Origin of the sequence: Clostridium uliginosum, assembly GCF_900112485.1 — a bacterium.
Lineage (GTDB): Bacteria > Bacillota > Clostridia > Clostridiales > Clostridiaceae > Clostridium > Clostridium uliginosum.
The window spans coordinates 1-14,511 of record NZ_FOMG01000012.1 but is presented as its reverse complement, the minus strand read 5'-3'; the positions used below and the strand labels follow the sequence as shown (position 1 = coordinate 14,511).

At 27.9% G+C, this 14,511-nt stretch carries 15 protein-coding genes; 5 read left to right on the top strand and 10 right to left on the bottom strand.

The window, feature by feature from the left end; translation table 11 throughout:
- The first annotated feature begins 115 nt into the window (after positions 1–115).
- Together istA and istB are read left to right on the top strand one after the other, a co-directional pair.
- Complete coding sequence (istA, locus tag BM027_RS09305) at positions 116–1,291, top strand: IS21 family transposase (RefSeq protein WP_175559960.1); 1,176 nt, start codon at positions 116–118, stop codon at positions 1,289–1,291.
- Positions 1,292–1,300: 9 nt separating this feature from the next.
- On the top strand, positions 1,301–2,059 hold the full coding sequence (gene istB, locus BM027_RS09300) for an IS21-like element helper ATPase IstB (RefSeq protein ID WP_090091145.1): 759 nt from the start codon (positions 1,301–1,303) through the stop codon (positions 2,057–2,059).
- A 20-nt stretch (positions 2,060–2,079) separates the two neighbouring features.
- Here istB and BM027_RS09295 read toward each other — a convergent pair whose 3' ends face one another.
- The 10 genes from BM027_RS09295 to BM027_RS09250 form a co-directional block, all read right to left on the bottom strand.
- Complete coding sequence (locus BM027_RS09295; RefSeq protein ID WP_139209540.1) at positions 2,080–2,259, bottom strand: hypothetical protein; 180 nt, start codon at positions 2,257–2,259, stop codon at positions 2,080–2,082.
- A gap of 738 nt (positions 2,260–2,997) precedes the next feature.
- Entirely contained in the window at positions 2,998–3,708 is a 711-nt protein-coding gene (locus BM027_RS09290; protein ID WP_090091143.1) for a DUF2812 domain-containing protein, read from the bottom strand.
- A 1-nt stretch (position 3,709) separates the two neighbouring features.
- Positions 3,710–4,042 carry a PadR family transcriptional regulator gene (locus BM027_RS09285; RefSeq protein ID WP_090091141.1) on the bottom strand — a complete coding sequence of 111 codons (333 nt, stop codon included), beginning with the start codon at positions 4,040–4,042 and terminating at the stop codon, positions 3,710–3,712.
- 124 nt (positions 4,043–4,166) lie between these two features.
- Positions 4,167–6,062, bottom strand: coding sequence for a ribosomal protection-like ABC-F family protein (gene abc-f / locus BM027_RS09280; protein WP_090091139.1), 1,896 nt, complete (start codon positions 6,060–6,062; stop codon positions 4,167–4,169).
- The gene (locus tag BM027_RS09275) at positions 6,040–6,252 is read right to left on the bottom strand and encodes a hypothetical protein (RefSeq protein ID WP_090091137.1); all 213 of its coding nucleotides are present in this window, start codon (positions 6,250–6,252) and stop codon (positions 6,040–6,042) included. The genes abc-f and BM027_RS09275 overlap by 23 nt, the downstream gene beginning before the upstream one ends.
- Before the next feature lie 613 nt (positions 6,253–6,865).
- Entirely contained in the window at positions 6,866–7,972 is a 1,107-nt protein-coding gene (locus tag BM027_RS09270; RefSeq protein WP_090091135.1) for a 2-aminoethylphosphonate aminotransferase, read from the bottom strand.
- Between the two features lie 21 nt (positions 7,973–7,993).
- Entirely contained in the window at positions 7,994–9,130 is a 1,137-nt protein-coding gene (aepY, locus tag BM027_RS09265; RefSeq protein WP_090091133.1) for a phosphonopyruvate decarboxylase, read from the bottom strand.
- Positions 9,131–9,132: 2 nt separating this feature from the next.
- Entirely contained in the window at positions 9,133–10,431 is a 1,299-nt protein-coding gene (gene aepX / locus BM027_RS09260; protein WP_090091131.1) for a phosphoenolpyruvate mutase, read from the bottom strand.
- Between the two features lie 14 nt (positions 10,432–10,445).
- Positions 10,446–11,180: a phosphocholine cytidylyltransferase family protein gene (locus BM027_RS09255; protein ID WP_090091294.1), complete on the bottom strand. Its 735-nt coding sequence runs from the start codon at positions 11,178–11,180 to the stop codon at positions 10,446–10,448.
- Between the two features lie 420 nt (positions 11,181–11,600).
- Positions 11,601–12,257, bottom strand: coding sequence for an HAD family hydrolase (locus tag BM027_RS09250; RefSeq protein ID WP_090091129.1), 657 nt, complete (start codon positions 12,255–12,257; stop codon positions 11,601–11,603).
- Positions 12,258–12,524: 267 nt separating this feature from the next.
- Between BM027_RS09250 and BM027_RS09245 the strand changes: the two genes are divergently transcribed.
- From BM027_RS09245 to BM027_RS09235, 3 genes are all read left to right on the top strand, one after another.
- Positions 12,525–12,722, top strand: a complete 198-nt coding sequence (locus tag BM027_RS09245; protein WP_090091127.1) for a helix-turn-helix transcriptional regulator — start codon at positions 12,525–12,527, stop codon at positions 12,720–12,722.
- A 3-nt stretch (positions 12,723–12,725) separates the two neighbouring features.
- Positions 12,726–13,196: a hypothetical protein gene (locus BM027_RS09240; protein ID WP_090091125.1), complete on the top strand. Its 471-nt coding sequence runs from the start codon at positions 12,726–12,728 to the stop codon at positions 13,194–13,196.
- Between the two features lie 455 nt (positions 13,197–13,651).
- On the top strand, positions 13,652–13,948 hold the full coding sequence (locus tag BM027_RS09235) for a hypothetical protein (protein ID WP_090091123.1): 297 nt from the start codon (positions 13,652–13,654) through the stop codon (positions 13,946–13,948).
- The last annotated feature ends 563 nt before the right edge of the window (positions 13,949–14,511 follow it).

The window sequence follows — 14,511 nt, the reverse complement described above, 5'->3', positions numbered from 1 at the left end:
GTATAGTTTTTTCAAGATATAATTGTATAGGATTTCTAATGAAGTAGGTGCAATTATAATGAGAACAGATATACATAATAAACTAAAAAAATACACTAGAGAGGAGCATGGCTTATTGAATAAAAGTGAATTAGCACGAAGATTTAATTGCGATTCAAGAACAATAGACAGGTATTTAAAAATCAATTCAGGGGAGCTAGAACCTAAAAAATCATCAAGGGTTTATGAATCATTTATTGATGATTATAAATCCATTATTATTGAAAAAGTAGATACTTACGGAGCCACTGCTATGGCAGTGTATAAATTTATTGAGAAGAAAGGATATAAAGGTAAATATAGTACAGTAGCCGCATTTGTAAAAAAATATAAAAATGTTGAAATTCAAAAAGCGACTGTTAGATTTGAAACAACGCCAGGGCTACAAGCCCAAGTAGATTGGAAAGAAAATTTGACTATGATAAGTAAACATGGCGAAATATTTAAGGTGAATATTTTCCTAATGGTACTTGGTTATTCAAGAATAAAATATGTAAAACTAACTACTAATAGAGAACAGAAAACTCTATTCAAATGCATGATCTCTGCATTTAGCTATTTTGGAGGAATACCACAGGAAATATTATTTGATAATATGAAAACAGTAGTAGATAGAAGTAAATCAACATTTTCTAGTGTTGAATTTAATAAAATTTTTAAACATTTTACAAATGATGCTGGTTTCAAACCTATTGCATGTCGGCCATATAGGCCACAAACAAAGGGAAAAGTTGAATCCCTCGCACGTCTTACTAACCGTTTGGCCGTTTATAATTGCGAATTTGAGGATTATGATGATTTAGATAGAATAGTCCAAGATTTCATGAAAGAAGTGAATAATGAAGTATCACAAGCAATAAACGAAACTCCTTTAAGTCGTTTAAATAAAGAACTAGAGTATCTTAAACCATTGCCACCAATGGATTCATTGGTATCATATGTCTCCTGCGAAAAAGAATATAAGGTATCAAAAGAATCTATGGTTAATTACAAAGGTAGAAAATACTCTGTTCCAACCAAATACATTGGTCTAAAGGTTAATATTACCCAGGCATGTGATGGCAATATCAGTATTTATTATAATGAAGATTTCATTGTATGTCACTCACTAAGTGAAAATAAATATAACTATAAAGTTGGGCATATGCATGAAATACTAAAATCTGATGCATGTAAGCATCTTACAGATGCGAAAATAGATGAATTTATAAAAGAAAATATGACGATGATGGATATATTATTAAGAGAGTGAGGAATTTAAATGTATGCCAAATTATTAAATAACTTAGAAACTTTAAAATTAGAAAAAATGTATTCCTATGTTCCTAACTATTTAGATACTGCTGTAAAAGAAGGAACTCCTGTGTTAGATGCCCTTGTGCATCTAACCGATAAAGAAATAGCATATAAAAATGCAATGGCTTCAAAGATACAAATAACGGTAGCCGGTTTTCCTTTTGTAAAAAGAGCTGATGAATATGATTATGACTTCCAACCTTCGGTTAATAAGGCTCAGATTAAAGATTTGTGTTCATTAAGATTTATTGAGAATAAAGAAAATATATTGTTCTATGGAACTCCTGGTGTTGGAAAAACGCACTTAGCTACCGCTATCGGAGTTGAAGCAGCGAGTAAAAGATATCTTACATATTTTATTACCTGCCATGATTTAATACAAAATTTAAGAAAAGCATATGATGAAAATCGTTTAGAAGCAAGATTAAAGCACTATAATAAATATAGATTATTAATCATTGATGAAATTGGATATCTTCCAGTCGACCACTTAGGTGCTAATTTATTTTTTCAACTTATAACAAAGAGATATGAGCATAATTCTACTATAATAACAACTAATCAGCCATTCAGTAAGTGGGGAGATGTTTTCTCTGATGTAACTTTGGCTAATGCAATATTAGATAGACTATTGCATCATTCTCATATTGTAAAAATTGTTGGACCCTCATATAGAACAAAGGATGTTTATGATCTAATTCAACAAGAAAGAACTAGAGACTAATTAAATTAACTATCAAATATTTATGCATTTTCATGTTGGAACTTTTCAACATTTTGATGTTGACATTTACAGGTTATCTCCCCCCATGCCATTTTATTTTCTTCTTTCCTTGGTATATAAATGCATTCACCATCCACATATTGTTGTATTATTTTTAATATATCTTCAGGGAAAATCTCCCTGGCACTTGCATAGCTCATTATCTGCTCCTCCTAAATATAATACTATTTTAGGTTTGGGCAAAAGCTATTTCATAATTTAATTATTAACTGTTATGCAATAGCCTTTGCTATGCATAAATAACAGGTGTACCCATAAAAAACATGCCTCCTTTTTGCCTATCAATTGTATAGATTTTCATTCAAACTTCTTACTATAAATAATCAATTTAAAAACCTGAAACATCATAGTAACTTAAGGCACATGAAAGAAAATAATAAGTCCAAAATGCCATCGATTATTTTTTATCAGGCAAGGAAGTAGAGTGCCCTCATAGTGGGCCTATTAGGGAAATCTGCTGACGCAGTATGATGGAAAATAGGCTTGGCAGATGGACTTGTTATTTTTTTAAATGTGCCTAAATTCAATAAAATCAAAAAATTATTAAATTTAGTTCTTAATTTAGATATCTATAATACATCTTAAATTATATTTTTATCCCATCTATATTATATATAAATTAAACAAAGCTTACCATATTACTTTCAGTGTGTTTTACATTTACTTATGGTAAGGTTCACCGTATCAGTAGTAAGTGATATAGTTTGGGGTAACATCTCTTAGTAGTATTGTGCACATTCAGAATGTAATATTTTAATCTGTTGTTTATTTTGAATATTACATACCACCTGTTGCATAGTTAAATGTTAGTACATAAACATAAAAATACTAGAATCATATATCTCAAATAATTTTTAAGATATATGATTCTAGTATTTTTATTTTACAGAATTTCTGGATACAGATAATAGAATAATAATTAACCAAATAAAAGAAAATATTGCCATGCTTATACTTATAATCTTTAAACCGAATAAAATAAGCAAAAATATAAATGATATAAGCATTATTATTGCAAATCTACTTATTTTATGTTTTTTATTGGAATTAGAAACTTTCTGAAGTTCATTTATTTTAGAATAATAATTTATACATGGTATTGTTGTAAAAATAGTAATTGCTAGTGTAGGCATTAAAATAACAGCAAATCTTATTCTACATATGTCAGGTAAGTAATTATATTTAGCAAGAAGTATTAAAAACATAAGTAAAATAGAACATACCGAAGATGGTATTGCCACTTTTTTAGTTGACTCATATATGCTTATATATTTTTCTATTTCAGTATCATTATCAGTATAAATTAATTTTGTTCCTTCAGGAGCACTAAAGATATGTATCGTATTTCCTACAGAACACACCTTATTCCATCCTGCTTCTTCAAAATATAAAAAATAATCTTTATCTGGATTTTTTCTATAATCTAAATCATATTGTAAATTTTCAGGTTTAGCTTTTTTTAGTTTATATCCTAAGAATACACATTTATCTAACTTCCAACCCCTACTAGCATATTCTGATAACATCTGCATTTCTTCATGTTCTGCAACTGATAATCCCTTGTTCATAACATATTTTGTATTAAACATATTATAACATCTCCTCATCATTAAATATCTTTTCAGCAATTTTAATCATTTTACTCTTTCTTTTAATTTCATTTTTTAAAGATTCAATACCGTTATCTGTTACTACATAAACTTTTTTCTGTTCTGATTCTTGTGTAAGTTTTATAAATTCTGCATCAAGAAGTTTTTTTATACTTGTATATAATGATGCAGGACCTATTGAAAATGCACCTTCAGACATTTCTTCAACTGATTTCATAATTAAATAACCATGTTTAGGTTTTATTAAAGATAGCAGAATATAATAGTAAGCATCTGTGAGTTCACCCATCTCTAAAGACTTATTTCTAGCCAAATCCTATGTCACCTCCGCCGTATATCTTTTAATGATATATCATTAAATAAACTATATCATCAAATGATATATGTGTCAATAAATGATATAGTTTATTTTTATTTTCAAAAATGTTCACTTTTATTTAATATTCTAAATACTTCTCTATCAATCTATCAATGCTTTTCTGTAGCTCTAACTTTTCATTATATAAGTTATTTACCTTTTCATAATTATTACAGAATTTATTAATTTCCTCTTCTATAACCTTCAAACTTTCATCTAATTCTTCTATTTGTTTTTCTAATTTCAATTTCTGACACTCATTATTACGCGGTTTAGTTTGTTTAGATATTTTTTCTTTTTTTGCTTTTGTTATCTTATTTTCATTGACAGCTTTTTTAATTACTGTTGAACCTTTTAGTTGTACTGATTTTTCTTTATAATACTCATAATTACCACCATAGGAAATTATGGAACCCTCTGATAGTTCTATCACTCTACTTACTATATTATTTATAAAATATCTATCATGAGATACAAATAACAATGTACCTTTAAACTCTTTTAAAAAGTCCTCTAGTTCCTCTCTTGAATCAATATCTAAATGGTTTGTCGGTTCATCTAAAATTAATAAGTTCACTTGACTATACATGAGCATGGCTAACTTCAGTCTGCTTCTTTCACCTCCAGAAAGAGATTTAACCTTTTTAAACACTCTTTCACCTAAGAACATATATTTTGCAAGATATTCTCTTGCTTTTCCTTCAGTTATTACTATATCCTCTCTAAAGCATTCCAATATAGTCTTATTCTCATCATTAAACGTTATATTCTGTGGCAGATATCCAAGCTTTATAGAACTTCCTAAGAATGCAGTTCCATCATCAGCCTCATCAATCCCCAATAAAATTTTGATCAAGGTTGATTTTCCACAGCCATTTGCTCCTATTAATGCTACAGCTTCTCTATTGGTTACCAGCAAATTAGTTTTATCTAGAAGGACTTTTTCACCATAACTCTTACATAAGTCCTTAACTATAACTACATTATCTCCAGACCTGTCTGCAGTATTTGCATTAATACTAATACTCTCTCTTTCAAGCACAGGCTTATTTATTATTTGAATCTTATCGAGAAGCTTTTGCATACTTGCTGCTCTTTTGAAAAATTTACTGTTATCCCCTCTCATTCCCCAGTCTCTTAACTGAGCAATGGACTTTTCCATAGCTTTAATCTTTTTCTCCTGATCTAAAAAGGCATCCATCTGAAGCTTAAGCTGTCTTTCCTTCTCTTTTACAAAAGCTGTGTAATTACCATTATAGCTTTTTGATACCATATCCTCTATTTCAATTATCTTTGTTACTACATTATCTAAAAAGTATCTGTCATGGGATACTATTATTACTATACCTTTGTACTCTTTAAGATAGGCTTCAAGCCATTCCATTGCATCTAAATCTAAATGATTTGATGGCTCATCCAGCAATAATATATCAGGATTTTGAAGTAGTATTTTACCAAGGATTATTGTAGTTTTTTCTCCACCACTCAATTGTGAAAATAATTTTTTCTTAAATTTATCATTAATCTTAAGTCCTGTACAAACTTTACTTAACTTTTCTTCTTTTTCATAGCCTCCTAAACTCTCATAAAGATCCTGCATCTTTGAATACTTATTTAATAGTCTCTCCATATTAGATTCATCAACACTTGAAAGCTGTTTTTCCAGCAGTTCTAATTCTTTATACAATTTATCAACCTTTTCAAAGGCTGCATTTAATACATCAATGACTTTAAAGCTATCCGGATAAATTGGCATCTGCTCAAGATACCCTAATTTTACTCCTTTTTTAATTGACATCATCCCGTGTTCATAATCTTCAATGCCCATAATTATTTTTAAAAGTGTACTTTTTCCACACCCATTACTACCTACAATTCCTACCTTTTCAGATGTTTGTACCTCAAAGGTGATATCATCTAAAACCATAGTGGCTCCATAGTACTTTTGTAATTTATTTAAAGCTAATTCTATCATTTTTAATTCCTCCAAAATTTTCTCTATTTTTGTGTTTCATAAGCTTTAGGATTAAAAATAACCTCACTGGAATATACAGTAATCCTATAATTCCAAAGGTTATTGAAAAACCTATTTTTCCTGCTAATATATCTTCCAACAAATTAATATTTCCAAGTTTTTTGCAAATAAAAATAAGCCCTCTATCCATGCTTCTTTAATAGAAAATTATTAAAAAAGCTTAATAGCAAAAGGCTTATGAAAGAAAATGTATCCCCAAGTCTTTCAACTTCAACATTAAACATATATGATAAAGAATTCGAGTTTTTAACGAATTTTTTTCACATAAGTTTTTAAAGTCAAAAGCTTATTAGTTTAAATAAGTACATATTAAAAGGACTCAAAGTATAAAACCTTGAGTCCTAAATAGATCTTAACTTAATTAGCAATAAAATTCATATCACATATATAATGAATTCAACTAACCGAAAGATATAGAATCATGGATTTACACTATAGTAAGTACTTATTCTAAAAATGGACGCACTTCTCCCGTTGAAAGCTGAAATTGCGCTTTTTGTAATGGAACTACTGTATTTCCATCGTTTATTTAAAATAATTCTAACAGTACTAACTATATTAGCCATGATCTACCCTCCTTTTAAAATAATTAAATTAATTATACATCAAATATTGGTAATATACAACTTGAACATCTACATTACAATCTATTTTTATATTTTATAACTTAATCACATAAAAAAATAACAGACCAGTATTCTTATCTGTCATTTTCTTGCATGTGCCTTATTAAAATGATATCTTCATTTATAAACTATCATATTAAGATATTCTTCTAATATTTTTATAAATTTTTCCATATCTTGTGGATATATTTCTCCTATATTAGCTATTCTGAATGTATTTTCAAGTGATATTTTTCCCGGATAAATTGTAAAACCTCTGTCATATAAATATTTATGCATTTCATCAAAACTATAGCCTTCTACTTCTGGTTCGAGAATTGATGTTATAAGCATAGAATGATTTTTCTTATCTACTAGTTTATTTAATTTTAATCTTTCTAGTCCATCCCATAAAATATTGCAACAACTCTTATATCTTGTATATCTCTTTTCTATTGTCTCTTCCTTATATTCTATTATTGCTTGCTTTAATGCATATATTACTTGTACTGGTGGTGTAAATCGCATTTGATAAGCATTTTTAAAATTATCATACTGCTTATACAAATTTAAATAAAGATTTCTTGGCTTAATATTCTTAGTCTTCTCTAAAGCTTCTAAATTTGATACTACAAAACTAATTCCTGCCATACCTTGTATACACTTATTTGAACTAGAAGCTAAATATTTAATATTCATCTCTTCCATATTAATAGGTATAGCTCCAAATGAACTCATTGCATCAACAATCATATCTATTTTATACTTCTTACAAATCATTCCTACTTTTTTAATATCGTTTAATAATCCTGTTGTAGTTTCATGATGTATTAATGATAGATGACTTATTGTCTTTTTACTATTTTTAATTGTTTCTTCTAATTCCACAAAATTTATAGCATCTATAGGAGAGCTATCAAATTCCATATAATCTAAATTATATATTTCAGCTATTTCACACATCCGCTTTCCATAAGCACCATTATTAATTATTAAAATAGTATCATCACCAACTACTGAACTTAACATAGCTTCAACTGAAGCTGTTCCTGAACCACCAAATAAAACAGCAGTATACTTATCATTTGAAGCTACTATATTAGTTAGCTCTTTTGATACAAATTCCATAACTTGTCCAAATTCATGTTCTCTTGGACAAATATCTGGTACAACTTGAGAAAATTTAACACTATCTGTAGTTGTTGCTGGTCCTGGATTAAGCAATATATTTCTCTTGATTTCCATTTTAGTTCCTCTTTTCTTATTTTAAAATATATTCAAAAAACTCATAAATGCTTCTTTATTCTCAATTGGAGTTGTAGTAGGTCTTCCTAAATCTTTTCTTGCACCTTTTCTAACTTTAATCTCTAACAATGTTGGGCCTTTACTATTCTTGATATTTTCTGCATACATTAGTAATTCTTCTTTCGTATTACAAGAATAGCATTGCTTATACCCACATGCCTTTGCAATAGCTGAAACATCTATATTTAATCCAACAGTTTCTTGCCCTCCGACAGAATCATGAGCACCATTATTGATTACTATGTGTTTAAAATTAGCTACATTTTGTGTTCCAATTATGGCAAGTCCTCCAAGATGCATTATTAAAGCTCCATCTCCATCAATGCAGTAAACATCTCTATCTTTTTTGCTTAATGCAATTCCTAATGCAATTTGAGAAGCATGTCCCATAGAGCCAACTGTCAGAAAATCTTTGCTATGACATTCTCTTCTTTTTTCTCTTAATTCAAAAAGTTCCCTAGATGCCATCCCTGTTGTAGATACTACTACAGAATTCTCTTTCATTTTAGATATTATGACTTCTATGGCTTCCTCTCTACTCATTTCAAAATCAATTACAGTATTGTTTATATTCTTATATTCTCCAAATGATCCTTTTTTTACGACTAAAGCATATGGCTCTTTATTTTCTTTAATATAAATGCAAGCCTTATTTAATATATCTTTCATCTCTTCATCACTATTATCTTCACTTAAAATATCATACTTTATATCTAAAGTTTCTAACATTTCAATAGTAATTAATCCTTGCTTTTTATGTTGAGGTTCATCTTTTTTTCCAGGTTCTCCTCGCCATCCTATAACTAGCATCATCGGGATACTATATACCAATTTATCTACAAGAGATGTAAGTGGATTTATAACATTACCTAAACCTGAATTTTGCATATAAACAAGTCCTATATTTCCTGTAGCTAAATAATGTCCGGTTGCTAATGCAACAGCATTTCCTTCATTTGCAGTAACTATATTATTTTCCTCATTTACATTATCCTTAAGATAAGCACAAAAAGATTTTAATAGAGAATCTGGAACACCTGAAAAAAAATTCATATTATTATTTATTAGTTCTTTGTAAAAACTTGAAACCTCTATCATTTTTACATTCCTCCTGGTATTAATGTTAGGATTTCTTTTATTGGCATACAATTTTCTGATGCTTCCTTAGCTCTTTCATTTATTAAAATGCTCTTTGCCGTATTTACCATAGCTGGGTACGCACTTCTTATCAAATGATTTGCATATATAACTACATTAATTCCCAAGTTAGAAAGTTCATCTTCTGTCATAAAATTATATGACGTTGGAACTACTATTAATGGTACTCTCTTTTCAAATTTATTATATTTTGCACAAAACTCTACTATTTCTTTTCCATCTTTTTCTTTGCTATGAATCATAATTCCATCGGCACCTGCATGTATATATGCCTTAGCTCTACTTAATGCATCTTCCATTCCAGCCTTTGCAATTAAGCTTTCAATTCTTGAAATTATCATAAAGTCACTAGTTACTCTTGCTTCTCTTCCAGCTTTTATTTTTTCACAAAAGTTTTCTGTAGTATCTTGAGTTTGATCAACATCAGTACCAAATAATGAATTTTTCTTAAGTCCAACTTTGTCCTCAATAATAATAGCCGATACCCCTAATCTTTCTAATGTTTTAACAGTATAAACAAAATGTTCTACCTTTCCACCTGTATCTCCGTCAAGAATTATTGGCTTTGTGGTAACCTCAAGAATATCATTAATTGTATTTAATCTTGATGTTAAATCAACCAACTCTATATCTGGTTTACCTTTAGACGTTGAATCACAAAGTGAACTTACCCACATACCATCAAATTCTTTTATCTTACCATTCTTTTCTATTTTAGTCTTTTCAACAATCAACCCTGTAAGTCCATTGTGCGCTTCAAGTATTCTAACTAACTTTTTTGAATATATTAATTCTTTGAGTTTTTTCATTCTCATTTGAGGTGTTGTCCCTATTCCCATCAATGCTTCTTCTAATTTTGTAATAGATATACCTTCTGTATATTTTATCTCTATTAATTTACCATCCCATCCCTTAATCGCACTTATTACTCTTTCTCTAAGATTTTTTTGTAATCCTGTCTTCCAATCATCACCATGCATAACATAATCAGGTCTGATTTTAAGAAGGTTTGGTACTTGATCTAAAGTATCTTGAGGAATCACTTCTGAAACTCCTTTAATATTTTCAATTACCCTTTTCCTTTCTTCGTACTTCATTACAGGATTTCTCCAATATTCTAAAATAACCTTATCTGTATGAAGGCCTACTATTACATCCCCTAATTTCCTAGCTTCATTAATTATATTTAAGTGACCATGATGGACTATATCTGCACTCATTGCAATGTATACTTTTTTCATAATAATCTCCTTTCTTACTCCTCACCTTTTTTATATAATTTAGGCATTATAATATCTCTTACTCTTTCAAGCTGATTTTTATCATCAATTTCTGCCCATACCAAATCATCAACCTTTAAATATCCAACATTACTTTTCCTTGCAACATCAAAGATTGCATATTCATAATGATATTGTTCTATATTTGAATTCTTATATTCCTTTAGCATTTCTTTATATAATTTTAATGATATTTTTGAAATTCCAACTAATTCACCATATACAAATTCTATATCTTTAATATTTTTAGAAATTTTATATAAATTATTGTTTTTTATTTCTACATAACATTCATCTCCTGAATTAGTCTTTCCACTTAGCATAATACAATCATCTTGGGGATAATTAATAGCATTAACTAACGCACTAATTTCATAAACAAGATCACTTTCAAGTAGTAAAAAATCTTCTTTTAACTCATTCTCTAAAATTGCTAATGATCCCATACTGCCTGTACATTTATAATTTTCATTCTTTTTTGTATAAATATTTATTCCTTCGCTTACTATTTCATCATAAAAATGATTTAAATGACCTGTTACTATATATATTTTATCTATTCCAACTTTTTTCAACTTACTAATCGATCTCTCAACTAAGCTTATTCCACTTATTGAGATAAATCCTTTAGGTATCTTATCATTAGTTATTTCACTTATTCGTGTACCCATTCCAGCTGCTAGAATTACAGCAGTAGTTATCCTCTTCACTAAATTCATCTAACTCCTTTCTACGTCAAATTCAAAAAATAACAGACCAATATGTTTGTCTATTTTGTAGCAAAATAAATAATTTTTATTACACTACTTTTTATTCCTGATTTATTGTTCATTTTTTGAACAACTTTATATTATCATTATTCATTGTTCAATACAATATGTTCATGTAAAAATATTGCATTTTATTTTTCAAACGAAAAAAGCTATCTAACCATTAACTAGTTAGATAGCTTTTAAATCGTTTTAAGAATCACTTTATAAGGCACATTCAAAAAAATAATAGACCAGTATGCCTGTATATTTAATTCTTTTGCTATATCAATAGAACGCATATATCCATTTTTATTATATAAAAGTAAAATAGTTTCTAAATAATTTTGACCTTACTAATGCATTACTATGAATCTCTTCCTACTCACTTTCTAAAATGGTTTTTACTTCTAATAAACTTTCACATATTCTTAATGCTAATTTTTTCATTTGCTCATCTGGTTTTTTCATGTCTGGAACATTTATACTCTTAATTCCAGCTGCATGTGCTGCTCGTATACCTGTCCCTGAATCTTCTAAAACAATACAATTTTCAGTAGGCACATCAAGTTTTTTTGCTGCCTTTAAGAAAATCTCTGGATCTGGTTTAGAATTTATAACTTCATCTCCACAAACTATGCAATCAAATTTATCTTTAATTTTTGCCATTTCTAATAACTCAATTGCTCTTTCTCTTCTTGTTGAAGTGGCTACAGCTATTTTATATTTTTTTTTCTTTAAATAATCAAGTAATTCGTAGACTCCCTTTTTAACAGGTACTCCTTTGTTATTTAAGCAATCAGTCATTACTTTAGTTTTCTGTTCGTATAATTTATCAAACGGAAAGTCTTGTCCATAGTTTTCCATCATTTTTTCTTTTATTCCATTAACATTTCTACCAATTATATTTAGATGTAGTTCCTTTTCCATATCAAGACCATATTCCCTAATAACTTGTCTAAAAGATTCAAATGATATTTGTTCAGTATCAAATAATAATCCATCCATATCAAAAATAACAGCATTTATATCTTTCATTATTTTATTCTCCTTTTGTATATAAATATTTTTGTTATTACCCTTACCTTATACTAACATGTTACTTTAAATATTTCCAACTTTTAAATACTAATTTATAATATTTTTACTAACACAAAAAACATACTACTATTTAAGAAAATTTTATAATTATATATAACTTTCTTTTTTATTTAATTATTTTTGTATAGTTTGCTTGACATTATAAGTAAAGTTAACTATACTTAAATTGTAAAGCGTACATTACATTAAGAAAGGGGATTGATTTTGAATAATAGAATAAACCAATTGAGAAAGCCAAAAAAAATTACTCAGCAAGAACTTGCAGATGCAGTTGGTGTTACCAGACAAACTATAATTTCATTAGAAAATGGTAGATATAATGCTTCATTATCTCTTGCTTATAAAATTTCTAAATTTTTTAATCTGTCTATTGAAGAAGTTTTCATTTTTGAGGAGGAATAACTTATGTTTTTATCAAAATTTAATTTACACAATATATCTTTTAAAGAAAAAATAATCCTTAGAATTATTTTAAGTATTATCTTTATTTTATGTGGTATATTTTCTATTTCAATTGTTATTTTTATGAAAATTAATGAATTAAAATATACAAATGATTTTTCAAGTGGATTTTATATTGGAACCGGTGGTGGCTTAATTGGTGCTGGTATAGCAACAATAATAAAGAATAACATCTATCTTAAAAATGAAGATAAATTTAAAAAAGCTGAGATTCAAGATAATGATGAACGAAATAGATTTATTCTTCAAAAAACTTTGTCAATATCTGCATTCATTTTTGCATTATTATTATATATTGCAATATTACTTTCAGGAATTTATAATTTTGTTGTTTTAATTACTCTACTATGTTCTCTAGCTGTATTTAGTATAATATTACTAATAGTTAATTTAGTTTTAAAGAAAATTATATAATTTTTTTCATATGTCTAAAGTTAAGGCTCTGTTTTAGCTGAGTGTTGATATTGTTTTATAACGCTCGTGGACGATGAAATTTACTTTAAGAACTCTAAAATAAATATTAGTCCTATTAATGCATGTTCCCAATCAAAGATTGTGACAAGCAATTAATAGTACAAATATCCATTAAGAGTTCTACAAAGCAAATTTCAATGTCAATTCGCTATTATATAACAATATCAACACTATTTTAAAACAGAGCCAAAGTTAAAAATGCCCTAGGGTAACTTATGCTACTCTAGGACATTAAATTTATCTTCAACTACTTCTCTTATGTATATTTTATAATTTTCTTCACAAACTAATATAAATAAATTTCATAATTGAATTCAATTGTTTATTGCAATTAATTATCAATTGATGTATAATAAATTCATATCAAAATAGTATTATTTAAAGGCGGTATTAATATGAATGTATATTTAATTACATATCATTTAGATCATCATCAACATGATGAAAATGATAATTTAAGTAGAAAAATCAAATCATTAGGTTCATGGGGACATGTTATGCCTTCAGCTTGGATTGTAACAACTTCAATGACTTCAGAAGAAATAAAATCTTCTATCGAAACAGTAATAGAAGCTAATACTCTTTTCTTCATATCTAAAATTACTCCTGATCACGCAGGATTTTTACACAAGGGAGCATTGCCTTGGATTTCAGAATGTGTTAATAAAGATTCTGAATCAAGTGATTCTTAGGTTCATATTGAATTTTCTTATGAGAAATACTCTCTACATATGAACTTTAGAAAATAAGGGTGTTAGTAATAGTAGTAATAAGATAAATTTTATTAACTAGTTATCCTTTATTTTATATAACAATAAAATAACTTATATATTTTTAATCAAGAAAATGAGGCTTAAATCTTGCCTCATTTTTTTTATTTCTTATAAATTATATACTATCTTCATTTAGGCACATAAAAGAAAATAACAAGTCAAAGATGCGATGTATATTTTAAGTCAGACAAGGAATCGTATTGGCTCAATGGTTAATTATTAATCCAATATGCTGACTCAGTATGACACAAAATAGACTAGCAACTGACCAATGTCATTTAGATAAGGATTTATCCTTGTCAAGATCATCTAAGGATATTGAAAATATTCTTAGGTGACTTTTTTGTCTTACTATACATGCTACAAAATAATATTTTTGGGTGCAACAAATAAACAGATTTACATCTGTTTTTTTGAAATATGATAAAATTTATGCTACTCTATAAATGAAGCTTACCGAAGATTTGGTACGAAGTTTTCTT

What these genes read in the sequence shown, in the direction of transcription:
- BM027_RS09270 (WP_090091135.1), bottom strand. Translation starts at nt 7,972, where the DNA reads ATGGAAATCAAGAGAAATATATTGCTTAATCCAGGACCAGCAACAACT.
- BM027_RS09275 (WP_090091137.1), bottom strand. Translation starts at nt 6,252, where the DNA reads ATGGATAGAGGGCTTATTTTTATTTGCAAAAAACTTGGAAATATTAAT.
- BM027_RS09290 (WP_090091143.1), bottom strand. Translation starts at nt 3,708, where the DNA reads ATGTTTAATACAAAATATGTTATGAACAAGGGATTATCAGTTGCAGAA.
- BM027_RS09295 (WP_139209540.1), bottom strand. Translation starts at nt 2,259, where the DNA reads ATGAGCTATGCAAGTGCCAGGGAGATTTTCCCTGAAGATATATTAAAA.
- BM027_RS09235 (WP_090091123.1), top strand. Translation starts at nt 13,652, where the DNA reads ATGAATGTATATTTAATTACATATCATTTAGATCATCATCAACATGAT.
- istB (WP_090091145.1), top strand. Translation starts at nt 1,301, where the DNA reads ATGTATGCCAAATTATTAAATAACTTAGAAACTTTAAAATTAGAAAAA.
- aepY (WP_090091133.1), bottom strand. Translation starts at nt 9,130, where the DNA reads ATGATAGAGGTTTCAAGTTTTTACAAAGAACTAATAAATAATAATATG.
- BM027_RS09250 (WP_090091129.1), bottom strand. Translation starts at nt 12,257, where the DNA reads ATGAAAGATATAAATGCTGTTATTTTTGATATGGATGGATTATTATTT.
- abc-f (WP_090091139.1), bottom strand. Translation starts at nt 6,062, where the DNA reads ATGATAGAATTAGCTTTAAATAAATTACAAAAGTACTATGGAGCCACT.
- BM027_RS09240 (WP_090091125.1), top strand. Translation starts at nt 12,726, where the DNA reads ATGTTTTTATCAAAATTTAATTTACACAATATATCTTTTAAAGAAAAA.
- aepX (WP_090091131.1), bottom strand. Translation starts at nt 10,431, where the DNA reads ATGAAAAAAGTATACATTGCAATGAGTGCAGATATAGTCCATCATGGT.